This is a genomic window from Azospira restricta (assembly GCF_016858125.1).
GTDB classification, from domain to species: Bacteria; Pseudomonadota; Gammaproteobacteria; order Burkholderiales; family Rhodocyclaceae; genus Proximibacter; species Proximibacter restrictus.
The window spans coordinates 2410768-2434022 of sequence record NZ_CP064781.1 but is presented as its reverse complement, the minus strand read 5'-3'; the positions used below and the strand labels follow the sequence as shown (position 1 = coordinate 2434022).

Annotated in this window: 19 protein-coding genes; 13 read left to right on the top strand and 6 right to left on the bottom strand. The window is 67.7% G+C overall.

Annotated features, from left to right (window positions below):
• Positions 1 to 20 precede the first annotated feature (20 nt).
• Positions 21 to 2324: a DNA internalization-related competence protein ComEC/Rec2 gene (locus IWH25_RS11945; protein ID WP_203386025.1), complete on the bottom strand. Its 2304-nt coding sequence runs from the start codon at positions 2322 to 2324 to the stop codon at positions 21 to 23.
• A gap of 32 nt (positions 2325 to 2356) precedes the next feature.
• Between IWH25_RS11945 and IWH25_RS11940 the strand changes: the two genes are divergently transcribed.
• On the top strand, positions 2357 to 2899 hold the full coding sequence (locus tag IWH25_RS11940) for a DUF2062 domain-containing protein (RefSeq protein ID WP_203386024.1): 543 nt from the start codon (positions 2357 to 2359) through the stop codon (positions 2897 to 2899).
• 92 nt (positions 2900 to 2991) lie between these two features.
• On the opposite strand, the gene IWH25_RS11935 is transcribed toward IWH25_RS11940, so the two are convergent.
• The 3 genes from IWH25_RS11935 to IWH25_RS11925 form a co-directional block, all read right to left on the bottom strand.
• A complete protein-coding gene (locus IWH25_RS11935; protein ID WP_203386023.1) occupies positions 2992 to 5010 on the bottom strand; it encodes a methyl-accepting chemotaxis protein in 2019 nt (672 codons plus the stop codon).
• Between the two features lie 62 nt (positions 5011 to 5072).
• Complete coding sequence (gene lolD / locus IWH25_RS11930; RefSeq protein ID WP_203386022.1) at positions 5073 to 5756, bottom strand: lipoprotein-releasing ABC transporter ATP-binding protein LolD; 684 nt, start codon at positions 5754 to 5756, stop codon at positions 5073 to 5075.
• Complete coding sequence (locus IWH25_RS11925) at positions 5749 to 6996, bottom strand: lipoprotein-releasing ABC transporter permease subunit (protein ID WP_203386021.1); 1248 nt, start codon at positions 6994 to 6996, stop codon at positions 5749 to 5751. The genes lolD and IWH25_RS11925 overlap by 8 nt, the downstream gene beginning before the upstream one ends.
• A 254-nt stretch (positions 6997 to 7250) precedes the next feature.
• Between IWH25_RS11925 and IWH25_RS11920 the strand changes: the two genes are divergently transcribed.
• The 7 genes from IWH25_RS11920 (at position 7251) to IWH25_RS11890 (ending at position 16053) form a co-directional block, all read left to right on the top strand.
• Positions 7251 to 7538 carry a GIY-YIG nuclease family protein gene (locus tag IWH25_RS11920; RefSeq protein ID WP_203386020.1) on the top strand — a complete coding sequence of 96 codons (288 nt, stop codon included), beginning with the start codon at positions 7251 to 7253 and terminating at the stop codon, positions 7536 to 7538.
• A gap of 275 nt (positions 7539 to 7813) precedes the next feature.
• Positions 7814 to 9517, top strand: a complete 1704-nt coding sequence (locus IWH25_RS11915; RefSeq protein WP_203386019.1) for an ATP-binding protein — start codon at positions 7814 to 7816, stop codon at positions 9515 to 9517.
• Positions 9495 to 10904, top strand: a complete 1410-nt coding sequence (locus IWH25_RS11910) for a sigma-54-dependent transcriptional regulator (protein WP_203386018.1) — start codon at positions 9495 to 9497, stop codon at positions 10902 to 10904. Before IWH25_RS11915 ends, IWH25_RS11910 begins: the two co-directional genes overlap by 23 nt.
• Positions 10905 to 10928: 24 nt before the next feature.
• Positions 10929 to 11444, top strand: coding sequence for a YkgJ family cysteine cluster protein (locus IWH25_RS11905; RefSeq protein ID WP_203386017.1), 516 nt, complete (start codon positions 10929 to 10931; stop codon positions 11442 to 11444).
• Between the two features lie 44 nt (positions 11445 to 11488).
• Positions 11489 to 12385, top strand: a complete 897-nt coding sequence (locus tag IWH25_RS11900) for a ketopantoate reductase family protein (RefSeq protein WP_203386016.1) — start codon at positions 11489 to 11491, stop codon at positions 12383 to 12385.
• A gap of 10 nt (positions 12386 to 12395) precedes the next feature.
• Positions 12396 to 13541, top strand: coding sequence for an extracellular catalytic domain type 2 short-chain-length polyhydroxyalkanoate depolymerase (locus IWH25_RS11895; RefSeq protein WP_238998882.1), 1146 nt, complete (start codon positions 12396 to 12398; stop codon positions 13539 to 13541).
• Between the two features lie 295 nt (positions 13542 to 13836).
• On the top strand, positions 13837 to 16053 hold the full coding sequence (locus IWH25_RS11890; RefSeq protein WP_203386015.1) for an OsmC domain/YcaO domain-containing protein: 2217 nt from the start codon (positions 13837 to 13839) through the stop codon (positions 16051 to 16053).
• 158 nt (positions 16054 to 16211) lie between these two features.
• Here IWH25_RS11890 and msrA read toward each other — a convergent pair whose 3' ends face one another.
• Positions 16212 to 16730, bottom strand: a complete 519-nt coding sequence (gene msrA, locus IWH25_RS11885) for a peptide-methionine (S)-S-oxide reductase MsrA (RefSeq protein WP_203386014.1) — start codon at positions 16728 to 16730, stop codon at positions 16212 to 16214.
• On the bottom strand, positions 16730 to 17176 hold the full coding sequence (gene msrB / locus IWH25_RS11880) for a peptide-methionine (R)-S-oxide reductase MsrB (protein ID WP_203386013.1): 447 nt from the start codon (positions 17174 to 17176) through the stop codon (positions 16730 to 16732). The genes msrA and msrB overlap by 1 nt, the downstream gene beginning before the upstream one ends.
• Before the next feature lie 444 nt (positions 17177 to 17620).
• Here msrB and IWH25_RS11875 point away from each other — a divergent pair, with 444 nt between their 5' ends.
• The 5 genes from IWH25_RS11875 (at position 17621) to IWH25_RS11855 (ending at position 23244) form a co-directional block, all read left to right on the top strand.
• Positions 17621 to 18847, top strand: coding sequence for an MFS transporter (locus IWH25_RS11875; RefSeq protein ID WP_203386012.1), 1227 nt, complete (start codon positions 17621 to 17623; stop codon positions 18845 to 18847).
• A 594-nt stretch (positions 18848 to 19441) separates the two neighbouring features.
• Positions 19442 to 19768: a type II toxin-antitoxin system RelE/ParE family toxin gene (locus IWH25_RS11870; protein WP_203386011.1), complete on the top strand. Its 327-nt coding sequence runs from the start codon at positions 19442 to 19444 to the stop codon at positions 19766 to 19768.
• Positions 19761 to 20078, top strand: a complete 318-nt coding sequence (locus IWH25_RS11865) for a helix-turn-helix domain-containing protein (protein WP_203386010.1) — start codon at positions 19761 to 19763, stop codon at positions 20076 to 20078. The genes IWH25_RS11870 and IWH25_RS11865 overlap by 8 nt, the downstream gene beginning before the upstream one ends.
• 481 nt (positions 20079 to 20559) lie before the next feature.
• Positions 20560 to 21918 (top strand): ABC transporter substrate-binding protein, encoded by a 1359-nt coding sequence (locus IWH25_RS11860; RefSeq protein WP_203386009.1) that lies wholly within the window; start codon positions 20560 to 20562, stop codon positions 21916 to 21918.
• Positions 21919 to 21927: 9 nt separating this feature from the next.
• Entirely contained in the window at positions 21928 to 23244 is a 1317-nt protein-coding gene (locus IWH25_RS11855; RefSeq protein ID WP_203386008.1) for an ABC transporter substrate-binding protein, read from the top strand.
• The last annotated feature ends 11 nt before the right edge of the window (positions 23245 to 23255 follow it).

Sequence of the window (23255 nt, the reverse complement as noted above, 5' to 3'; positions counted from 1 at the left end):
TGCGCCCGGCCCCAAGCGCCTCAGCGGCCGTGCCAGTAGCGCCGGTGCACCTGCCGGTAGGCGGACAGTTCGACGGCGTCGGCCAATACGATGCGCACCGCGCCGTCGCGGTCGGTACGCCATAGCCGGCGGCCGGCGTAGCGCGCGACGACATCCGGCCGCGGGTGGCCGAAGCGGTTGCGGTAGCCGACCGGGAAGATCACGTCCGGCGCATCGACCGCGGCGACGAAGGCCGGCGTCGACGAGGTCCGGCTGCCGTGGTGCGGCACCAGCAGCACGTCGCTCTTCAGCACGGCCGGCGCGCGGGCGAGCAGCGCCGCCTCGTCGGCCGCCTCGATGTCGGAAGTGAGCAGGACGGAACGGCCGCCGGCCTCGACGCGCAGCACGCAGGAGCGGTTGTTGGTCTTCGTCCGCGCCCGCGGCGGCCCGGGCTCCGGATGCAGCATCGCGAAGCGCACGCCGTCCCATTCCCACGCTTGCCCGGCTGCACACGGCTCGCCCGCCAGGTCGTCGACCGACGACAGCACGCGCGCCACCGGCAGCGTGGCGAGCACCGAGGCGGCGCCGCCGGCATGGTCGCTGTCGGCGTGCGTCACCACCAGCGCATCGAGGCGGCCGACGCCGAGCGCGCGCAGGTAGGGCAGCACGACGCGCTGGCCGGCGTCGGACTCGGCGCTGTAGAGCGGCCCGGTGTCGTAGAGCAGCGTCCGCGTCGCCGTCTGCACCACCACCGCCAGCCCCTGGCCGACGTCGAGCACGGTCATCCACGCCGCGCCGGCCGGCGGCCGCGGCGCCGGTGCCGACAGCGCCGGCAGCAACAGCACCGCGCCCAGCCAGCGCGCCGGCACGCCGCGCGGCAGCAGCAGCCAGACGATGCCGGCCAGCGCGACAACCACGCTCCACGGCGGCGGCGCCGGCAGCTCGAGCACCGGCAGGTCGGCCAGCCCGCCTAGGAAATCCATCACCCGCGCCAGCAGCCAGTGGTCGAGCTGCAGCAGCCCGGGCAGCGGCAGCAATGCGGCAAGCAGCGCCAGCGGCGTCACCAGCAGGCTGACCGCCGGAATCGCGAGTGCGTTGGCCAACGGCGAGACCAGCGAGAACTGCTGGAAGAAGAGCAGCAGCAGCGGCAGCGAGCCGAGCGTCACCGCCCACTGCGCCGCCCCCCAGCGGGCGAGCGCCGCGCGCCAGCCGGCCACCTCGCCGAGGCGTTCGCTGGCGGCGTAGAAGAGCAGTGCGACGGCACCGAAGGACAGCCAGAAACCCGGCGCCAGCACTGCCCACGGATCGAGCGCGAGCACCAGCCCGAGCGCCAGCGCGAGCGTCCGCGACGGCGCCGTGCGCCGCCCGGAAAGCAGCGCCAGCGCGGCCACGGTGAGCATGAACAGCGTGCGCTGCGCCGGCACCGAGAAGCCGGCGAGAAAGGCGTAGAACAGCGCCCCCAGCCAGCCGGCGGCGACCGCCGCGCGTTGCGCCGGCAGACGCAGCGCCAGCCGCGGCACGCGCCGCCAGAGGAAACCCACGCCCCACGCCAGCAGCGCCGCGACCATGGTCACGTGCAGGCCCGAGATCGACATCAGGTGCGTCGTTCCGGTACGCGCGAAGAGACGCCAGAAGTCGCCGTGGATCGCGCGCTGGTCGCCGACCGTCAGCGCCACCAGCACGCCGGCGTAATCCGCGCCGGCGAGCTCGGCGAGGAAGCGGGCGCGGATCGCGTCGCGCGCCAGTTCGACCAGATAGCCCGGCCGCGGCACCAGCGCGTCCACCAGCGCCGGCGGCGGTGTCGCGCGCACGTAGCCGGTGGCGCGGATGCCGCGCTCGAGCAGCCAGGCCTCGTAGTCGAAGCCGTGCGGGTTGGCGTTGCCGTGCGGCCGCTTCAGGCGCACCGTCAGCTGCCAGCGTTGGCCGGGGCGCAGCGCCGGCAGCATCTCGTCGCCGCCGCCGGCGTAGCGCGAGAGCATGACGCGGGCGGGCACGCGGGCGCCGGCGCTGAGCACCGCCTCGACGTCGAAGACGAAACGATCGCCCCGGTCGAACGGCTGCGGCAGTTCGGCGACGACGCCGACGACGCGGACGTCGCGCCCCTCCCAGTCCGCCGGCAAGTCGTCGGCCAGGCGCAGGTCGGCGCGCAGCGCCGCCCAGCCGAAGCCGGCTGCGACGCAGGCCAGCGCCACGAACAGCCGTGCCGCCGGCCGCTGCCGCCGCGCGTACAGCCACGCCGGCAGCAAGGCCGCAAGCAGCGCCAGGTAGACCGGCGGCGCCGGCAGCGCGGCCACGCCCTGCAGCACGAAGACGCCGAGCGCGAAGGCGAGCAGGTTCAGTCGCATCGGCGGGCAGCTGGGCTAAAATTGGAACGATCATGCGCAAACGCATCCGACGTTTCCTGCCCTCGCACGAGGCTATCCACGGCAACCGCTGGCTGGCACCGTTCGCCGATACGCTGCTGCATCCCCGCCTGTGGCACCTGAACCGCCACTCGGCGGCCGGCGCGGTCGCCGCCGGGCTGTTCTGCGGGCTGATCCCCGGCCCCTTCCAGATGCTCGGCGCCGCCGCCTGCTGCCTGGTCTTCCGCGTCAACCTGCCGCTGGCGCTGGTGACCACGCTCTATACCAACCCGCTGACGATCGTTCCGCTCTACGTCGTCGCCGTCACCCTCGGCGGTTTCGTGCTCGGCGGCGGCGGCGCCGAATTCGCCGCGCCGCCGGCCTACGATTTCAGCGACCCCGCGGGCTGGATGCAGGCGATGTCGGCGTGGACCTATGGCCTCGGCAAGCCGCTGGTGATCGGCCTGGTGCTGCTCGGCGCGCTGCTGGCGACGGCCGGCTATTTCGCGGTCAAGGCCGCCTGGCGCTGGCATCTGATCCGCGCCTGGCGGCGCCGCCGCGCGGGGCGCAGCCAATGAAAAAGGGCCGCCCGGCCATGCGGCGCGGGCGGCCCTCGTCGGCATCGGGCTAGCGTCCGTCTTGCTGCGTCCGCGCCCCGAGGCCGCTAGCCTCAGCTGACCCGGAAGCGGCGGATTTCCGCCTGCAGTCCTTCCGCCAGCCGCTCCAGTTCGTGCGCGGTGCCGGCATTCTCGGCGACCACCGAGTTGTTCTCCTCGGCCATCTCGGCGATGTGCTCGACGTTCTTCGCGATCTCGGTGCTCGCCGCGCTCTGCTCGCGCAGCGCCGACGAGATGTCGGCGACGGTGCCGACCACCTGCTCGGCATTGCCCTGGATCTGGCCCATCGCCTCGCCGGCCTGGGTCGCCAGCACGACCCCGTCGTTCACGCGGCTGACGCCGTCGCGCATCGAGGTCACGGCGCTCTGCGTGCCGCTCTGGATCGCCGAGATCATCGCCGAGATCTCCTGCGTCGACTTGGTCGTGCGCTCGGCCAGCTTGCGCACCTCGTCGGCGACGACCGCGAAGCCGCGGCCGGATTCGCCGGCGCGCGCCGCCTCGATCGCCGCGTTCAGCGCCAGCAGGTTGGTCTGGTCGGCGATCTCCTTGATCACGTTCACGATCGCCGAGATCTGGTCCGACTGGCGGCCGAGCTCGTCGATGATGTTCGCCGAGTCGTTCACCGCGCCGGCGATCTTGCGGATCTCGTCGACCACCGTACCGACGATGCGGCCGCCCTCGGCGGAGAGGCTGCCGGCCTGCTGCGAAATCTCGTTGGCCTCGATCGCGTTCTTGCTGATGTGGTCGATGCCGACGGTCATCTGCTCGACCGCCGCCGCCATGCTGGACGCCGCCTCGCTCTGCGACTCGGTGCTCTGCGTGATCTGCGACGAGGATTCGGCCATCCGCGTCGACGCCGACAGCACCTGGTCGGCGCTCGCCTGGACGTTGCGCAGCAGCGCCGAGAAGGCGTTCGCCATCTCGTTGAAGCTGTCGCCGACCTGCTTCAGTTCGTCGCGCGTGCCGAGGTCGATGCGCGGGCGCAGGTCGCCGGTCGACAGCGTGTGCGCGGTCTCCGACAGCTGCCGGATGCTGTTCACCGTCGCGTAGTAGGTGCCGGCGGAGAAGTACCCCACCACCACCAGCATCAGGATGGCGAGGCCGATGCTGACGTAGAGGTTCTGCTGCAGGCGGTTGATGCGGCGTTCGATCAGCTGCTCGAGCGTCGGCAGCATCGTCTCGTACATCTGCTTGTAGCCCTTGTCGATCGCCGTCGTGGTCAGCTCGAAGTAGTCCTTCGGCGACGTCGAGAAGGTACCGAGCATCATGTCCTCGACGATCAGCTTGTTGATCTGCTCGGCCGACTCGCTGAAATCCTTGCTCGTCTGCGCCAGCACCGCCTGCATGCCCGGGTTGAAACGGGCCGTCTTCTCCAGGTTGAAGCGGAGGTTCTTCAGCGCGCCGTTCAGCTCGGCCATCAGGCTGCTCATCTCGATCTTCTGCTGGTCGTGCATTTCCTTCTTGGTCAGGATGCCGGTGCCGCGCGCGCGCATCTGGCCGAGCCGCTCCAGCGCCACCGGCGCCTTGCTCATGATGGTGTCGATCAGGTAGTACGAATCGACGTCGGGATCGACCGTCAGCGAGTAGCTGTCGGCGGCGCCGATCATGAACATCAGCGTGCTGTCGATCAGCGCGGTATGCCGCGAGAAGCTCTCGACGCCGGTCCAGTTGAGTCCGTCCGCCTTGATCTGCGTCCACTCGCCGGTGATCGCCTTCCACTCCTTGCCCGCCGCCAGCTCCGGCAGCAGCGCCGCCTCGGTCGCCTGCAGCGCCTCCGACACCTCTTTCTCCTTGCCGGCGCGCTTCTCCTTCATCGCCTCGTTGCCGGCGATCACGCCCTGCGACATCCCGCGGTGCTGCTGCATGTACTGGAGCACGCGCTGCATCGGCTTGATCACCGCGATGCCGCGCAGCTCGGCGCGCGAGGCCTTGATGTTGGCATCAAGGGCGGAATAGAGGTTCAGGATCAGGACCGCGATCGCAACGAGCATCAGCACCCCCATCGCCCCGAATTTCTGCGTGTAGCGCAGCCGGTTCATGATGGCGATGGCGGGAGCGAAGAGAGCCTGCATGGTGTCGAGTCCTTATTGATTCCGAATTTTTACGGGGCATAAGCCTATCCCTACAGCATCGACTAGGCAACCAGCCGCCCGTCCTGCAGCAGCAGCTGGCGGCCGGCGCGCGCCGCCAGCGCCGGATCGTGGGTGACGATCACGAACGCGGTGCCGCGGCTCTCGCTGGCGGCCAGCATCGCCTCGAACACGCGCTCGGCGGTCTGCCGGTCGAGGTTGCCGGTCGGCTCGTCGGCCAGCACGCAGGCCGGCGAGGTCACCAGCGCGCGGGCGATCGCCGCCCGCTGCCGCTCGCCGCCGGACAGCTCGCCCGGCGCGTGCGTCAGGCGGTGGCCGAGGCCGACCTCGGCCAGCACCTCGCGCGCCCTCGCCTCCGCCTCCTCCCGCGCCACGCGCCGGATCAGCAGCGGCATGGCGACGTTCTCCAGCGCCGAGAACTCCGGCAGCAGGTGGTGGAACTGGTAGACGAAGCCGAGGTGCAGATTACGCCAGACTCCGCGCTCGCTTTGCTTGATCCGGGTTAAATCCCGACCCATTAATTGCACCTCGCCCTCGCTCGCCTCGTCGAGGCCACCGAGCAGGTGCAGCAGCGTGCTCTTGCCCGAGCCGGAAGCGCCGACGACGGCGACATGTTCGCCGGCGCACAGGCTGAAATCGACGCCGTCGAGCACCGACACGGCCGTCTCGCCGTTGCCGAAGCGCTTCTTCAGCCCCCGCGCCGCCAGCACCACCCGCGCCTCACTCATAGCGCAGCGCCTCCGCCGGATTGACGCGCGACGCGCGCCAGCTCGGATAGATCGTCGCCAGCAGCGCCAGCAGGAAGGCGATCAGCGTCACGCCGGTGACGTCGTTCCACTGCAGGTCGGAGGGCAACTGGTTGATGTAATAGACTTCCTTGGACAGGAACTGGGTGCCGAGCAGGCGTTCGATGAAGGGCACGACGACGTCGATGTTGAGCGCCAGCGCGACGCCGCCGGCGACGCCGATGAAGAGGCCGATGGTGCCGATCAGCGCCCCCTGCACCATGAAGATCGCCATGATGCTGCCCGGGCTCGCCCCCAGCGTGCGCAGGATGGCGATGTCCGCCTGCTTGTCGGTGACCGCCATCACCAGCGTCGACACGATGTTGAAGGCGGCGACGGCGACGATCAGCGAGAGGATGATGAACATCATGTTCTTCTCGATCTGCACCGCGCGGAAGAAGTTGGCGTGGCTCTTCGTCCAGTCCGAGAGGTAGGCGTCGACGTCGAGCGTCACCGCCAGCTCGTGCGCGACGCGCGGCGCCTGGAACAGGTCGCCGAGCTTCAGGCGCACGCCGGAGACGCGGTCCTCCATGCGGTAGAGCTTCTGCGCATCGGCCATCGCCAGCAGCGCCAGCCCGTTGTCGTACTCGAACATGCCGACTTCGAAGATGCCGACGACGGTGAAGGTCTTCAGCCGCGGCACCACCCCGGCGGGGGTCACCACGCCCTGCGGCGCGATCAGCGTCACCCGGTCGCCGACGAAGACGCCGAGCGCGCGCGCCAGCTCCGAGCCGAGGACGATGCCGAAGCTGTCCGGCACCAGCGCATCGAGGCTGCCGCTCTTCATGTGCGGACGGAAATCGGCGACCTTGTCCTCGAGGTCGGGCAAGATGCCGCGCACCAGCGTGCCGCGCACGTTCTGGTTGTACGAGAGCATGCCCTGCGCCTGCACGAACGGCGCCGCACCGCGCACCTCCGGATGCTGCGTCGTCTGCCCGGCGATGCGCTCCCAGTCGGACAGGTCGCCCGGCCCGCCGAGCACCTGCACGTGCGACACCACCGACAGGATGCGGCCGCGCAGCTCCTTCTGGAAGCCGTTCATCACCGACAGCACGACGATCAGCGCGGCGACGCCGAGGCCGACGCCGAGCATCGAGATCAGCGAGATGAAGGAAATGAAATGGTTGCGCCGCTTGGCGCGGGTATAGCGCAGGCCAATGAGCAGTTCGTAGGGAAGGGCCATTCGCGGCTTCGACAGTGGTTGGCAGGGCGGTTCGGCGAAGGCGTAATGGTACCGCAAAGCGGCCGTTCGGCCGCCGTTGAATGCCCGGTGGGCAGTGCCGTCGGCCGGATTCGAGTCCGAGGGGCGGTGCGGCGGCGCCGCCTCCGGAACGGCTGCGGCTGGATTCCGGGTCAAGCCCGGAATGACTGGGGCTTGCGCCGGAGCAAATCCATATGTCATTCAGGTGAGCGCCGCAATCCAGTAAGCTCCTGCGCATGAAACTGCCCGCCGTCTACATCCTCGCCAGTTGCCGCAACGGCACGCTGTACACCGGTGTCACCTCCAATCTCGTGCAGCGTATCTGGCAACACAGGAACGACCAGGTCGAGGGATTCACCAAGAAGTACGGCGTTCATACGCTGGTCTGGTACGAGATGCACGAGACGATGGAATCGGCGATCGGGCGGGAAAAGGCGATCAAGGGCTGGCAGCGGGCGTGGAAGATGGAGTTGATCGAGTCGGCCAACCCACAGTGGCGGGATCTGTACGGGGAGATCGTTTGAGTGGGGTCGGAATGACGCTCGCCCCAACGCCGAAGCCCTCCCCCGTCATTCCGGGCTTGACCCGGAATCCAGTTGCTGCCGCTCAGGCTCCGACCACACCAACCGCAACCACCCCGCTTCCTGGATTCCGGCTTTCGCCGGAATGACGCGCCCCTACACCGAAGCCCCACGTCATTCCGAGCTTGACCCGGAATCCAGAAACCAAGCCCCGATTGACGGGCAAGCTATTTGCTCTACAGTAGCGCCAGCCCTCTCCGGGCGCTCATCGCATCGCCATGGCCATCCAGAAAAGCATCGTCCGCCGCTACCTGATCCTCTCCGTGCTCGCCTCGGTGCTGCCGGTGCTGCTGATCGGCGTGCTCTACGACCGCTTCACCGGCGCCGCGCTCGAACAGCTGCTCGGCGAGAAGGTGGCGACCCACCTCACCGCCACCGCCAACCGCCTCGCTTCCTACCTCGAAGCCCGCCGCTACCAGGTCGAGACGCTCGCCAACTACCCCGGCATGGCCGGGCTGGCACGCGCCGGGACGCCGGCGAGCGAAGAGCTGAAGGCGCTGCTGCAGATCGAATCGGATCTGCCCGACCTCTACGGCATCCTCTTCTTCGACGCCGACGGGCGCCTGCAGCGCGTGATCCCCGGGCAGGCCGCGTCCGGCCCGCCGTACTGGGCCGACCGCCCGTTCGCGACGGCGCCGCTGCCGATCACGCCGCTCGGCGACACCCATGTCATCGGCCCGATGCCGGCGGCCAACGGCGACTCCGGCTGGCTGCTGGTGCGCCACCCGCTGCGCGCCGGCAACGCCGAGCAGGTGGTCGGCTACATCGCGCTGCACGTGCGGCTGGCCTCGCTCACCGAGCAGCTCGGCTTGAACCCTGCCGCCGGCGCGCTGCAGCCGATCCTGCAGACGCCGGCCGGCCGCTTCAACGCCATCGGGCTCGCGGTCGGCGGCGGCGGGCGACAGATTCCGGGCCCGGACTTGCTGCCCGGCTGGCGGCCGCTGCTCGAAGTCGAGGCCGCCGGCGTGCTCAAATCCTTCGAGGCCGAACGGCGCGTGCTGCTGGTTGCCGTGCTGACCGGCGCGGCGCTGGTGGCGCTGGTCTTCTACCGCCTTTCGCGCTACCTGCGGCGGCGCATCGGCACGCTGGTCGAGGGCGCCGAGGCGATCGCCGCCGGCGAGCTCGGCCACCGCATCGCCGACCGCGGCGGCGACGAGGTCGCCACCGTCGCGCACGCCTTCGACGCCATGTCGGCGCGCCTCGCCGAAGTGCTCGAACAGGCGGTGCGCATGGAGAAGCTGGCCGTGCTCGGCCAGTTCGCCACCGGTATCGCGCACGAGATCCGCAACCCGCTGGCGGCGATCAAGACCAGCGTGCAGGCGCTGGCGCGGCGTGAGCAGGACGCGAAGCGCGCCCAGCTGCTGGCCGGCATGGAGCGTGAGATCGACCGCCTGGCCGGCGTCGTCAGCGACCTCGTCGACTTCGGCCGGCCGCGCCCGCCGGCCCCGGCGGAGATTGCCGTGCGCGACGCGCTGCAGCGCGTCGTCGGGCTGGTCGCGGCGGAATCCGAAGGCAAGGGCCTGCAGCTCGCCTGCGACGCCGATCCCGCGCTGACGCTGCATGCCGACCCCGACCACCTGCAGCAGATCGTGCTCAACCTCGCGCTCAACGCGCTGCAGGCAACACCGGCCGGCGGCGCGGTGCGCCTGGCCGCGCGGGTGCTGGGCGACGCGGTCGCGATCGAGGTATGCGACACCGGCTGCGGCATTCCGCCCGAGCTGCTCGAACGTGTCAGCGAACCCTTTTTCACCACCAAGACCAAAGGCGTCGGGCTCGGCCTCTCGATCTCGCGCCAGCTCTGCGAACTCAACGGCGGTACGATGCAGATCGAGAGCCAAGCGGACGGTGAACATCGCGGCACCGTCGTCCGCGTCGTCCTGCCACGCCACGGGAAACCCGATGCCGACCATCCTGATCATTGACGACGAAGCCAGCCTCGTCAGCTCGCTCACCTTCGCGCTCGAAGCCGAGGGCTACAAGGTGCACGGCGCCGGCACCGGCGCCGAAGGCCTCGCCGCAGTCGCCGCGCTGCACCCCGACCTGGTGCTGCTCGACCTGCGCCTGCCCGACCGCTCCGGGCTGGAGGTGCTGGAAGCGCTGCCCCGCGGAGAAAATGACAACAGCAGCGCCCCGCAGGTGATCATGATCTCGGCGCACGGCGACACGCGCGCCGCGGTCAAGGCGGTGAAGATGGGCGCTGCCGACTACCTGACCAAGCCCTTCGACCTCGACGAGCTGCTCGCCATCATCGAGAGCGCGCTCGAACGGCGGCGCATGGCCTGCGAGATCGACTTCCATCGCCGCGCCGCGCTGCGCGATTCCGGCCTCGTCGGGCAGAGCCCGGCGCTGCTCGAACTGGCCGCGACCATCGGCCGCGTCGCGCGAAGCGGCACCGCGCGCATCCTGATCCTCGGCGAATCGGGCACCGGCAAGGCGCTCGTCGCCAAGGCCATCCACACCGGCAGCCCGCGCGCCGCCGGGCCGTTCATCGAGATCAACTGCGCCTCGCTGCCCGAGCAGCTGATCGAGGCCGAGCTGTTCGGCGCCGAGAAAGGCGCCTACACCGGCGCCCATGCGCGCCGCGCCGGGCTGGTCGCGCTCGCCGACAAGGGCACGCTGTTCCTCGACGAGATCGGCGAACTGCCGCTGCCGCTGCAGGCCAAGCTGCTGCACTTCCTGGAGAACGGCCAGTACCGCGCGATCGGCTCGTCCGCATCGCAGACCGCCGACGTGCGCGTGGTCGCCGCGACCAACCGCGACCTCGCCAAGGAAGCGGCGGCCGGCCGCTTCCGCGAGGATCTCTACTACCGGCTCAACGTCATCAGCCTCGCCGTGCCGCCGCTGCGCGAGCGCGGCGACGACATCGGCGAACTCGCCGACCACTTCGCCCGCCGCTACGCGCACGAGGAAGGCGTGGCGCCGATCCGCCTCGGCGCCGTGGCGCGCGGCCTGCTCGCCGCCTACCGCTGGCCGGGCAACGTGCGCGAACTGAAGAACCTGATCGAGCGGCTGACCATCCTCTTCCCCGGCCGCGAGATCGGCGCCGCCGAGCTGCCGCCGGAAATCGCGAAGGTGCCGCAAACGGCTTCCCCCGCGGCGGCGGCGCCCGCCGTGCCGGCCGCCCCCGCGGCACCGGCTGCAGCGCCGCGCGAAGCAGCCTCGATCAGCGACGCGCTGGCCGACGCCGAACGCGACATGCTGCTCGCCGCGCTGCGCGAGCACGCCGGCCACAAGGGCAAGGCCGCCGACAGCCTCGGCATCTCGCGGCATGCCTTCAAGCGGCGGCTGCAGCGGCTCGGCATCCAGTAAATGTCGAAAAACACCTCACCATCCATGCCCAAGCTCCACCAACTCCACCGCGACATCGACGCCCGCGTCGGCGCCATCCGCGACGCCCACCCCGACTGGCTGTGCGGCAAAGGCTGCGACGGCTGCTGCCGCCACCTCGCCGACGTCCCGCGGCTGACCGCCGCCGAATGGGCGCTGCTGCGCGAGGGCCTGGCCCGGCTGGCGCCGGAACGCCTTGCGGAAATCGTCGGCAACGCCGCCGCCCTCGCCCGCCAGCCGTCGCCGCCCGTCGTCTGCCCGCTGCTCGACCGGGCCAGCGGCGCCTGCCCGGTCTATGCCCAACGCCCGGTCGCCTGCCGCAGCTACGGCTTCTACGTGCAGCGCGACAAGGGGCTCTATTGCGGCGACATCGAATCGCGCGTGGATAATGGCGCACTGGGCGATGTCGTGTGGGGAAACCATGATGCCATCGACCAGCGGCTCGCCGCCCTCGGCGAAAGCCGCCCGCTGACCGAATGGGTCGCGCTCTGGCAAAACGAGCCGGTAGTCCACGGCGGCTGACGCCCGCCACGCGCGAATCGACAACCAGCGCAGGAGCAGGAACGATGAAGATCGCCATCATGGGCGCCGGCGCCGTCGGCTGCTATTACGGCGGAATGCTGGCGCGGGCCGGCCACGAGGTGGTCCTGATCGGCCGGCAAGGGCACGTTGACGCGATCCGCCGCCACGGGCTGCTGCTCGACACCCGCAGCTTCCGCGAACACGTCGCGGTCGCGGCCGACACAGACGCCGCCGCCGTGCGCGGCGCCGAGATCATTCTCTGCTGCGTCAAATCGACCGACACGCAGCAAGCCGCCCGCGCGATGGCCCCGCATCTCGCCGCCGACGCGCGGGTGCTGAGCCTGCAGAACGGCGTCGACAACGCCGAGCGCCTGCAGGCCGAACTACCGCAGCGGGTGGCGCCGGCGGTGGTCTACGTCGCCAGCGAAATGGCCGGGCCGGGCCACGTCAGGCACCACGGCCGCGGCGAGCTGGTGGTCGGGCCGGCGACCCTTACCGACGAACAGACCCGGCAATTCGTCGCCGCCGGCATCCCCATCGTCGTCTCCGACAACGTCGCCGGCGCGCTGTGGGCGAAGCTGGTCCTCAACTGCGCCTGGAACGCCCTCTCGGCGATCACGCAGACGCCCTACGGCAAGCTCTGGCAAAGCGCCGAGGTGCAGGCGGTGATGCGCGACGCGGTCGCCGAATGCCTGGCCGTCGCCGCCGCCGAAGGCGTCACGCTGCCGGACGATGCGTGGACGGCGATCGTGCGCATCGCCGAGACGATGCCCGGCCAGCTGTCCTCGACCGCCCAGGACCTCGCCCGCCAGAAGTGCAGCGAGATCGACCACTTGAACGGCTACGTCGTGCGCAGAGGCGAGGCGCACGGGATCGCGACGCCGGTCAATCGCACGCTGCATGCGCTGGTCAAGGTGCTGGAAAGCGGCTTCGCGGCATAGCCATGGCACCATGGGGATCGATACCCGGGGCGCACGCCTCGCAACGCCACCGCCGACTGATGAAAGCTCACCGCTGATGCGCCCGCGGAAAACCCCCTTCCTCCCGATCGTACCGTTCGTACCGTTCGTAGTGTTCGTACTGTCCGCCCTGCCGCAGCAGGCCCTCGCCGCCCCGCTGCCAAAACTCGGGGCTTCCGGGGAGGACGTCACGGTATCGGGGCTGTCGTCGGGCGGGTTCATGGCCGTGCAGTTCGAGATTGCCCATTCGCGGACGGTGAAAGGAGCCGGCATCATCGCCGGCGGGCCCTTCTACTGCGCCGAAGGAAAAATAGCGCGCGCGCTGGCGAACTGCATGGCGCCCTCGAAGGATGCCCCGCCGCCGACGCTCGCCGACCAGCAACGGGCGATCAACGAAGCGGCCAAGGCCGGGAAAATCGACCCGCCCGAGCATCTGCGCCGACACCGGGCCTGGCTGTTTTCCGGCGGCAGGGACCAGACGGTGAATCCGCAGGTGGTCGACGCGCTGCACGCTTTCTACGCCTCCCTCCTGCCGGGAACCGCGATTCGCCGCGAACAGCTCGCCGACGCCGGGCACGCGATGGTGTCGGTCGACGACCGGCAGGCCAATGCCTGCGCCACGTCCGAACCGCCCTTCATCAACCGCTGCCGGGAATTCGATGCCGCAGGACAGTTGCTGGAACACCTGATCGGACCGTTGCAGCCGAAGGCCCGCGCCGCCGACGGGGAGTTGCTGGCATTCGCACAGGCCGAGTTCGTTCCCGGGCGGGCGATCGACGCCAGCATGGCCGACGAAGCCTATGCCTACATCCCGAAATCCTGCCGCGCGGGCGGCTGCCGGATACATGTCGCCTTCCACGGCTGCCGCCAGACCACCAAGGACATCGGGCGGCGCTTCGTCGAAGGTGCCGGCTACAACGCCTGGGCGGACAGCAACCGCATCGCCGTCCTTTACCCGCAGATCGTTCCGCGCAGCGGCCCCGCCCTCGGCTCGTGGAAAGTCGTCATGAACCCGAAAGGGTGCTGGGATTGGTGGGGCTACACGGGAAGCGACTACCAGACCCGGGAAGCCCCGCAGATCAAGGCGGTCAGACGCATGATCGACAGGCTGCAGGGCAAGCCCGGCGGCAATCCCTAGCGCCTCGGGGATCAGGGAGGGATCCGGATTCTCTCCGGCGCAAACGTCCGTCGGCCAGCTGCTGGATGGCGGAAGGCTCGCAGCTTCCGCGAAGCGCGATGAACATGGTGATTCCGGGAAGGGTCATTGCCATGAGGAAACGGATGGTACGACGCAGGCTGCCGCCTACCGGACCGGAGAACTACAGAGAAGCACGGTTTTTCCACCGGGAAAATCCGATAATAGCGGCCTATCGTTTTTGATTCGTTTTGAACGCGCTGCGAACGCGTTGTGAACGCCATTTTTGGATTCCCGCATGGAAATTAAGGTCAACTTTCTCGACAAGCTTCGTCTTGAAGCCAAGTTCGACGACTTCACGGTCATCGCCGACCAGCCCATCCGCTACAAGGGCGACGGCTCGGCGCCGGGGCCGTTCGACTACTTTCTGGCTTCGTCGGCCTTGTGTGCGGCTTACTTCGTGAAGCTGTACTGCGACACGCGCAATATCCCGACCGAGCACATCCGCCTGTCGCAGAACAACATCGTCGATCCCGAAAACCGCTACCAGCAGATCTTCAAGATCCAGGTCGAGTTGCCGGCCGATATCTCGGCCAAGGACCGGCTGGGCATCCTGCGTTCCATCGACCGGTGCACGGTGAAGAAGGTGGTGCAGGCCGGGCCGGAGTTCGTGATCGAGGAGGTCGACAACCTCGATGCCGATGCCCAGGCCTTGCTGACGCTGAATCCGGCTGCGGGCGCGAGCACCTATATCGCCGGCAAGGATCTGCCGCTGGAGCAGACCATCGCCAACATGTCGGGGTTCCTGGCGGGCCTCGGCATCAAGATCGAGATCGCTTCGTGGCGCAATCTGGTGCCCAACGTGTGGTCATTGCATATCCGCGATGCGCACTCGTCGATGTGTTTCACCAACGGCAAGGGCGCGACCAAGGAAAGCGCACTGGCGTCGGCCCTGGGCGAGTACATCGAGCGGCTGAACTGCAACCATTTCTACACCCACCAGTTCTGGGGCGAGGACATTGCCGACGCGGCGTTCGTACATTACCCGGATGAGCGCTGGTTCAAGCCGGGGCGCAAGGATGCGCTGCCGGCCGGCATCCTCGACGACTACTGCCTGCAGATCTACAACCCCGACGGCGAGTTGCGCGCTTCGCATCTGGTCGACACCAACTCCGGCAATGCGCAGCGCGGCATCTGTTCGCTGCCGTTCGTCCGCCGGTCGGACGGCGAGGTGGTGTATTTCCCGACCAACCTGATCGACAACCTGTACCTCAGCAATGGCATGAGTGCCGGCAATACGCTCGCCGAAGCGCAGGTGCAATGCCTGTCGGAAATCTTCGAGCGGGCGGTCAAGCGCGAAATTCTCGAAGGCGAACTTGCGCTGCCCGATGTGCCGCCCGACGTGCTGGCGAAATATCCGGGCATCCTCGCCGGCATCGAGGCGCTGGAAAGGCAGGGCTTCCCGGTGCTGGTCAAGGATGCCTCGCTCGGCGGCGAGTTTCCGGTGATGTGCGTCACCCTGATGAACCCGCGCACGGGCGGCGTGTTCGCGTCCTTCGGCGCGCACCCCAGCCTGGAGGTGGCGCTCGAACGCAGCCTGACCGAGCTGCTGCAGGGGCGCAGTTTCGAAGGCCTGAACGACTTGCCCCGGCCCACCTTCGAGTCCAACGCGGTCACCGAGCCGAACAACTTCGTCGAACACTTCATCGACTCCAGCGGCGTCGTGTCGTGGCGCTTCTTCAGCGCCAAAGCCGATTACGACTTCGTCGAATGGGACTTTTCCGGCCACGGGGAAAATTCCAACGCCGACGAAGCCGCAACCCTGTTCGGCATTCTCGAAGGCATGGGCAAGGAAGTGTACATGGCGGTGTATGACCAGCTCGGCGGCAGTTCCAACGCTATCGCCTGCCGCATCCTGGTGCCGGGCTATTCGGAAATCTATCCGGTCGAGGATCTGATCTGGGACAACACCAACAAAGCGCTGGCCTTCCGCGCCGACATCCTGAACCTGCATCGCCTCGACGATGCAGCCCTGGCAGCGCTGCTCAGACGGCTGGAAGAGAGCGAACTCGACGATTACACCGACATCATCACCCTGATCGGGATCGAGTTTGACGAGAACACGGACTGGGGTCAGCTCACGGTTCTGGAGTTGAAACTGCTGATCCATCTGGCGCTGAAGCAGTTTGCAGAAGCCCACGACCTGGTGGGCGCCTTCCTGCAATACAACGAGAACACGGCCGAGCGCGGATTGTTCTACCAGGCCATGCATGTGGTGCTGGAGGTGCTGCTCGACGACGAGCTGGAACTGGACGACTACGAGGCCAATTTCCGCCGCATGTACGGCGACCCGCGGATGGACGCGGTGCTGGGGTCGGTGGACGGCAGCGTGCGCTTCTTCGGCTTGACGCCAACGAGCATGAAACTGGAAGGGCTCGACCGGCACCAGCGCCTGATCGACAGCTACAAAAAACTGCACATGGCGCGGGCCAAGGTGGCGGCTTCATCCCGTTAACGCACGCGCGTGACCGGCCAGCTCCCCGGACACTGGGGCACCCGTTGCGTGCCAGGCCAAGGTCCGGCACCGGATGGCCTGGCCATCCGCAACGGGTCTTGTCGCCAAGACGCGGCCAGCCGTCCGCCTCTGCCAACCGGCCCCCGCGCGCAGGCGCCCTATCCGGCGGCCGTCGCCCGTCGCTGCGGAAGCACCCAGTCGGCACGCGGGAAGTGGCAGGTGTAACCGCCGGGATGGCGCTCCAGGTAATCCTGATGCTCCGGCTCCGCTTCCCAGAAATCGCCAACCGGCTCGACCTCGGTCACCACCTTGCCCGGCCACAGCCCGCAGGCATCGACGTCGGCGATGGTGTCCAGCGCGATCAGCCGCTGGCGCTCGTCAACGTAGTAGATCGCCGAACGATAGGACGGCCCACGGTCGTTGCCCTGGCGGTTGCGGGTCGTCGGGTCGTGGATCTGGAAGAAGAACTCCAGCAGGCGCCGGTAGCTCAGCCGCGCCGGGTCGAACACGATCTCGATCCCCTCGGCATGGCTGCCGTGGTTGCGATAGGTGGCGCGGGGCACGTCGCCGCCGGTGTAGCCGACGCGCGTGGAAAGCACCCCCGGCAGGCGCCGGATCAGATCCTGCATGCCCCAGAAGCAGCCGCCGGCGAGGACTGCGCGCTCTGTGTCTGCCATCACGCCCCCTCCACCTGGTCGATGTACTCGCCGTAGCCCGCGGCTTCCATCTGGTCGAGCGGGATAAAGCGCAGCGACGCGGAATTGATGCAGTAGCGCAGGCCGCCGCGATCCGCCGGGCCGTCCGGGAAGACGTGCCCGAGGTGGCTGTCGCCGTGGGTCGAGCGGACTTCGATGCGGACCATGCCGTGGCTGGTGTCGTGCAGTTCGGTCACGAAAGCCGGGACGATCGGCTTGCAGAAGCTGGGCCAGCCGCAGCCCGAGTCGAACTTGTCGCTCGACGCGAACAGCGGTTCGCCCGAGACGACGTCGACGTAGATTCCCGGCGCGTGATTGTGCAGATACTCGCCGGTGCCCGGGTATTCGGTACCGCTCTGCTGGGTGACCCGATACTGCTCGGGGTTCAGCGCGGCGATCGCGGCTTCGTTTCTCGTATAGCGTGTCATGGCGTCCTCTCTCCGTTGCGGGGTGAGACAGCAGGCAGCGGCTTTTGATCCCGCGCGACTCCGCGGCTACCCCAAGCTTGGTCGTCGGTGGTGCGGCAAACCTTACACCCCCTGCCAACGGCGACCGACGGTCGCATCGCAGCGAATGCACGCCAATGACCTGTCGATTTCAGAAAACGGGAAGTCTGCGCCAAGCTCCGCGGCAAACCAAACGGCCGCAATGGATTCCGGGTCAGGCCCGGAATGACGGGGGGCAGGCTTCGGTGTCGGGGGCACGTCATTCCGGCGAAAGCCGGAATCCAGAAAACGGGGCATTTGCGCTTGGCCCTGCGACGACCGAAGCGGCCGCAATGGATTCCGGGTCAAGCCCGGAATGACAGGGGGCAGGCGCCGGTGTCGGGGGCACGTCATTCCGGCAAAGCGATCTTTGCTAAGCTCCCAGCCATGAACACGCCCACCCACAAGCCCACCCTCGCCGAACTTTTCGCCCAGCGCCAATTCACCTATTTCTGGCTCGCCCGCCTGTCCGCCACGCTCTCGCAGCAGATGCTGATGGTCGCCGTCGCCTGGCAGCTCTACGACATCACCGGCAGCGCCTGGGATCTCGGCCTGGTCGGCCTGTTTCAGTTCGTGCCGGCGCTGCTGCTGACGCTGCCGGCGGGTCATCTGGTCGACAAGTTGCGGCGCGGCCGGATCTTCGCCACCTGCGTGCTGGTGCAGGGGCTGGTGGCGCTCGTGCTGCTGCTCGCCACCGAGAACAGCTTCATTTCCCGAGAACTGATTTTCGGCCTGTCGATCGTGCTCGGCGCCTGCCGCGCCTTCCAGATGCCGACCCAGCAGGCGCTGGTGCCGATGCTCGTTCCCCTCACCTTGCTCGAGCGCGCCGTGACGCTCGCCACCACCGGCATGCAGGCCGCCATCATCTGCGGCCCGGCGGTCGGCGGCGCAATCTATGTGGCCGGTGCCGACAAGGTCTACGGCACCTGCACCGGGCTGATGCTGCTGGCCTTCCTGCTGATGCAGGGGGTGCATGACCGCTACGAGCCGTCGAAGGAAAAGACCTCGCTGAGCAGCATCCTGGCCGGCTTCACCTTCGTCTGGAACCACAAGCTGCTGCTCGGCGCCACCTCGCTCGACCTGTTCGCCGTGCTGCTCGGCGGCGCCACGGCGCTGCTGCCGATCTACGCCCGCGACATCCTGCACACCGGGCCGCAAGGACTCGGGCTGCTGCGCGCAGCGCCGGCGGCCGGCGCGCTGCTGATGTCGGCCATCCTGCTGCGCTGGCCGATCCAGCGCAAGGTCGGCCCCTGGCTGATGAGCTCGGTGGCCATCTTCGGCGTGGCCACCGTGGTTTTCGGGCTGTCCGAACATTTCACGCTGTCGCTGATCGCGCTGGCCGTCACCGGCGCCTTCGACAACATCAGCGTCGTCATGCGCCAGACCCTGGTGCAGATCGAAACCCCCAACGAAATCCGCGGCCGGGTGTCGGCGGTCAATTCGATCTTCATCGGCGCCTCGAACCAGCTCGGCGAATTCGAATCCGGCGCCACCGCCGCCCTGTTCGGCCCGGTGGGTTCGGTGGTGATGGGCGGGGTCGGCACCCTGCTGGTGTCGGCTGCGTGGGTTCGGCTGTTTCCGGAGTTGGCCAGGCGCGACCGGATGCGGGGGTGATGTTTTGGAAAAATGGAGCTCTATTAGCGTGGCATCACGTGCTTTTATTTAAATAAGCACAAAAATTTTTAATAAAAAGTTCCCTTATTAAAAGCACTCTTGGTTCATGGAACGAGATACCGCCTTCGTTTATCCAGCGGGGAATCGAAGCTGACCCCTATAGTTCGAAGGTGTGCCACGGCGCAAACTCCATGACCTGGGCGAACACGAGCTTGCCGGCATACATCAGCGCCTCCCGGTGAAATCCGGGAAGACTGCCAAATTGCTCGCTCGACGTTCAAGTCGTTAACACCCATGAAAATCACAAAACCCTTGTCTCATGCGGCATTCGAGTCATCACCCTCGAAATCTGTCGGACACTACTGATGCCTGCTATCTGGTCGCCCAGAACGGCGACCCGAAAAAGCAGGAGATCGCCTTCGCTCAAACCTATTTTGCTGTCCAAACCCGCAAGGCCGAGTTGATCGAACAGCGCCTTCTTGATGCCGAACGGCTATCTGCGCGCAAGGTCAGAGACATTTCACTTTGCCTCCGCCCCCAGTAGAACACGTGACTCCGCTGGGCAGAAGTTCTCATATTTGCTAACATAGGACCATGTCTTTCAACATCGAATACTTCCACGAACGAGTCCTCCATGAGGTCGAGTCGTGGCCGGTCGATGTTCTGGCTGACTACGCGCGGCTCGTCGAGTTGCTTGCGGAGCATGGCCCGAGCCTTCGGCTTCCGCATTCGCGCGCCTTTGGTGATGGCCTGTTTGAATTGCGCCCCAAGGGCCGTAGCGGTATTGGCCGTGCGTTTTACTGTTTTTTGCTCGGCAAGCGCGTCATCGTGCTGCATGCGTTCATCAAGAAAACGCAGCAGACACCGGACCGCGAGTTGAAGCTGGCGCGTCAGCGCCTGAAGGAGGTTCGAGATGCCTGATCTGAAATTCAACCCTGTGGCCCATGACCACAAGAAGTTTCTTGCCAAGGCGCAGAAGCGCGACGGCTTTACCGAAGCCTACGAGGCGCTTGCGCTCGAATATCAGCTTGCCAGCCAGATGCTGAAGGCGAGAGCGCGAGCCGGTCTTACGCAGGATGCGGTTGCCGAACGCATGGGTACGACAAAAAGTGCTATTTCCCGACTCGAGTCCGCCGGCAAGCATGCGCCATCGCTCGCCACGCTAAAGCGTTACGCCGAAGCGGTCGGCTGCGATCTTCAAGTCAAGTTGGTACCACACAAAGCCGCATGACGCGGCTAACTCAGAGTCTCGTGATGGACTGAAGGCATTGCTGGAATGACAGCGTTACCGCTGAGAGCATCCTCGTCATTCCGGGCTTGACCCGGAATCCATTGGCGGCCAAACGGGCTGCCGCTATGCCAACCCTGATCACCCCGTTCTCTGGATTCCGGCACCCCAAGGGTACTTCCTGCGGGGCGCTTTCGCCGGAATGACGGTTTTATCGCCGAAGGTACTCGCCACCCCCAATGAGCGCTTTCCGCTCACCCCACCCTTCCCCCACCGAGCGTTTTCCGCTCACCCGCGCAGCGCGCGCCGCTCATCGCCGCTAGCACTTTCCGCTCCGATTCTCCGCAACGCCCGCCCTCCGGGCGATTCCGGGCAACGCGCCAGTTCTGGCACATCGCTTGCAATTCCCTCCTCCGCCGGTACCTGAATCCCGCCCTAGGCGCTCAAAATAGGCGGCATCACGTACCTGCCACTGGAGGAGAAGATGTCCCTATCAATTCGCACCGTCGCCGCTGTTGCACCTCGCCTCGTCCGCCTGCTGGCGGCGGCGCTGCTCGTCTGGCCGCTGGCCGGGCAGGCGCGGATCGAGTTCGGGGCTTCGGCGCGCGCCGCCGATGCCACGGTCGGCTGCATGTTCCCGCTGGCCGGGCGCGCGGCGATCTACGGGCGCGACAGCATTGCCGGCATGAAGCTGGCGCTGGCCGATCTGCAAGCCGAATTTGCCAGCACCGTGCCGGCCGGCGCGGTGCCCAAGCTGCGCATCCTGGTCGAGGACGACCGCTCCAAGGTTTCCGTCGCCACACGCATCGCCGAGAACTTCGTCGACCGCGACAAGGTGAAGTTCCTCTGCGGCATCGTCAGTTCTGGCGTGGCGCAGGCGGTGAGCCGGGTGTCGAAGGCGCGGCAGGTGATCATGATCGGCACCGACCACGCCTCGTCGCGGCTGACCGTCGAGGAGTTCCACCGCCACTACTTCCGCGTCTCGAACGACACGTGGACCTCGATGGCCGCCGGCGCGCGCTACCTCGCCGAGATGCAGAAGAAGAGCGGCTGGAAGCGGCTGGCCTTCATCGGCCCCGACTACGACTACGGCCACATCGCCTGGCGCGACCTGGAGGCGGCCCTGGCCGGGCTGGGCGTCAACTACGAGAAGGCCGGCCACCTCTGGCCGCGCCTCTATGAACCGGACTACTCGGCGCACATCGCCGAACTGGCGGCGGCAAAGCCGGACGTGATCGTCACCGCGCTGTGGGGCGGCGACTTCATCGCCTTCCTCAAGCAGGCGCTGGCGGCCGGGCTGCTGGACAAGGCGAAGCTGGCCAACTTCGACACCGGCGGCAACTTCGATGTGCTCGCCTCGCTCGGCGAGCAGGCGCCGGCCGGGCTGATCCTCTCGGCGCGGCACCACAACAACTGGCCGGAGACGCCGCGCAACCGCAAGTTCGTGAACGACTTCTTCGCGCTCGAAGGCCGCTTCCCGACCTACGCCGCCGAGGGCGCCTACGCCGGGATCATGGCCATCGGCCGCTCGCTGGCGCTGGCCGGCAAGCGCGCCAGCAACGAACAGATCATCCGCACCCTCGAAGGCCTGCACCTGGCGCTGCCGGAAGACCCGGACGGCCATGTCTCGCACATCGACCCGGACACGCACCAGATCCTGCAGACGCAGGCCATCGGCGAAGTCGTGCCGAACACCGCTTTCCCGCCGGCCAAGGTCATGCTCGGCCGCTGGGTCGTCTATCGGGCGGAGGAACTGCAGCCGCCGCTCGATCTCGTTCGCAACCGCCGTGCGCGTGAGCACGGCACCCCCGGCAGTCCGCCGGTTTCACCCCCACCCAAGTAGGAGACATTCATGCATCGCACCGCGCACCGCTCGAACCGTACACTCCACCTTTCCGCCGCAGCCATTGCGCTGACGGCCGCGTTGTCCTCGACGGCAATGGCCGCCGACAACGGCAAGTTCCGCATCGGCATCGTCACCTTCCTCTCCGGCGCCGCGGCCGGGCCGTTCGGCGTTCCGGCGGCGAACGCCGCCAAGCTGACGGTGGAAGCGCTGAACGCCGGCGCGCTGCCGGCGCCGTACAACAAGAAGGGCATCAACGGCGTCGAGATCGAGACGGTGATCATCGACGAGGCAGGCGGTGCGACGAAGCAGACCGAGGAGTTCCGCAACCTGGTGCAGCGCCAGAAGGTGGACGCCGTGATCGGCTACATCTCCTCCGGCGACTGCCTGGCGATCGCGCCGACGGCCGAGGAACTGGGCGTGCCGACGGTGTTCTTCGACTGCGGCACCTCGAAGGTGTTCGAGACGGTGAAGAATCCGAAGTACCTGTTCCGCACCGGGCTGGACGCGGTGGTCGACAACGTCGCCGCCGCCCGCTACATCGTCGAGACCCGCCCGGACGTGAAGACGGTGGCCAGCATCCAGCAGAACTACGCCTGGGGCCAGGATTCGTGGAACGACTTCATCCTCACGCTGAAGCAGATCAAGCCCGAGGTGAAGGTGGTCTCCGAACAATGGCCGAAACTGGCGCAGGGCCAGTACGGCGCCGAGATCTCGGCGCTGTCGGTGGCCAACCCGGACATCATCCACTCCAGCTTCTGGGGCGGCGACATGGAAGCGATGATGCTGCAGGGCGCCGCGCGCGGCCTGTTCGACAAGCGCACCGCGGTGCTGACCTGCGGCGAAGGCGGCATCGAGCACTTCAAGGGCCAGGTGCCGAACGGCACCATCATCGGCGGCCGCGGCCCGTTCGGCGCCTTCTCGCCGAAGAACGCGCTGAACGACTGGTTCAAGCCGAACTTCACCGCGCAGTACAAGGAATCGCCGACCTACCCGGCCTACAAGATGGTGCAGGCCATCCTCGGCCTCAAGGCCGCCGCCGAGAAGGCGGCCAAGCCGGGCGCGATGCCCACCGCCGAGCAGATCGTGCAGGGCTTCACCGGCCTGACTTTCGAGGCACCGAGCGGCACCGTGCACATGTCGCGCGCCAAGGGCCACCAGGCCGTGCAGAGCGTCACCTACGGCGAATACCAGCACGACGCCAAGACCGGCAAGGCCAGCGTCGCCAAGGTCAAGACCTATCCGGGCGAGTGCCTGATGCCGCCGGACGGCACGACGCCGGCCGACTGGATCAAGGCCGGGTTCCCGGGCGCCAAGTGTAGCTGAGCCCCGCTTCC

What these genes read in the sequence shown, in the direction of transcription:
- IWH25_RS11915 (WP_203386019.1), top strand. Translation starts at nt 7,814, where the DNA reads ATGGCCATCCAGAAAAGCATCGTCCGCCGCTACCTGATCCTCTCCGTG.
- IWH25_RS11945 (WP_203386025.1), bottom strand. Translation starts at nt 2,324, where the DNA reads ATGCGACTGAACCTGCTCGCCTTCGCGCTCGGCGTCTTCGTGCTGCAG.
- IWH25_RS11935 (WP_203386023.1), bottom strand. Translation starts at nt 5,010, where the DNA reads ATGCAGGCTCTCTTCGCTCCCGCCATCGCCATCATGAACCGGCTGCGC.
- IWH25_RS11870 (WP_203386011.1), top strand. Translation starts at nt 19,442, where the DNA reads ATGTCTTTCAACATCGAATACTTCCACGAACGAGTCCTCCATGAGGTC.
- IWH25_RS11925 (WP_203386021.1), bottom strand. Translation starts at nt 6,996, where the DNA reads ATGGCCCTTCCCTACGAACTGCTCATTGGCCTGCGCTATACCCGCGCC.
- msrB (WP_203386013.1), bottom strand. Translation starts at nt 17,176, where the DNA reads ATGACACGCTATACGAGAAACGAAGCCGCGATCGCCGCGCTGAACCCC.
- lolD (WP_203386022.1), bottom strand. Translation starts at nt 5,756, where the DNA reads ATGAGTGAGGCGCGGGTGGTGCTGGCGGCGCGGGGGCTGAAGAAGCGC.
- IWH25_RS11940 (WP_203386024.1), top strand. Translation starts at nt 2,357, where the DNA reads ATGCGCAAACGCATCCGACGTTTCCTGCCCTCGCACGAGGCTATCCAC.
- IWH25_RS11900 (WP_203386016.1), top strand. Translation starts at nt 11,489, where the DNA reads ATGAAGATCGCCATCATGGGCGCCGGCGCCGTCGGCTGCTATTACGGC.
- IWH25_RS11855 (WP_203386008.1), top strand. Translation starts at nt 21,928, where the DNA reads ATGCATCGCACCGCGCACCGCTCGAACCGTACACTCCACCTTTCCGCC.
- IWH25_RS11895 (WP_238998882.1), top strand. Translation starts at nt 12,396, where the DNA reads ATGGGGATCGATACCCGGGGCGCACGCCTCGCAACGCCACCGCCGACT.
- IWH25_RS11860 (WP_203386009.1), top strand. Translation starts at nt 20,560, where the DNA reads ATGTCCCTATCAATTCGCACCGTCGCCGCTGTTGCACCTCGCCTCGTC.
- IWH25_RS11905 (WP_203386017.1), top strand. Translation starts at nt 10,929, where the DNA reads ATGCCCAAGCTCCACCAACTCCACCGCGACATCGACGCCCGCGTCGGC.
- IWH25_RS11920 (WP_203386020.1), top strand. Translation starts at nt 7,251, where the DNA reads ATGAAACTGCCCGCCGTCTACATCCTCGCCAGTTGCCGCAACGGCACG.
- IWH25_RS11875 (WP_203386012.1), top strand. Translation starts at nt 17,621, where the DNA reads ATGAACACGCCCACCCACAAGCCCACCCTCGCCGAACTTTTCGCCCAG.
- IWH25_RS11865 (WP_203386010.1), top strand. Translation starts at nt 19,761, where the DNA reads ATGCCTGATCTGAAATTCAACCCTGTGGCCCATGACCACAAGAAGTTT.
- IWH25_RS11890 (WP_203386015.1), top strand. Translation starts at nt 13,837, where the DNA reads ATGGAAATTAAGGTCAACTTTCTCGACAAGCTTCGTCTTGAAGCCAAG.
- msrA (WP_203386014.1), bottom strand. Translation starts at nt 16,730, where the DNA reads ATGGCAGACACAGAGCGCGCAGTCCTCGCCGGCGGCTGCTTCTGGGGC.
- IWH25_RS11910 (WP_203386018.1), top strand. Translation starts at nt 9,495, where the DNA reads ATGCCGACCATCCTGATCATTGACGACGAAGCCAGCCTCGTCAGCTCG.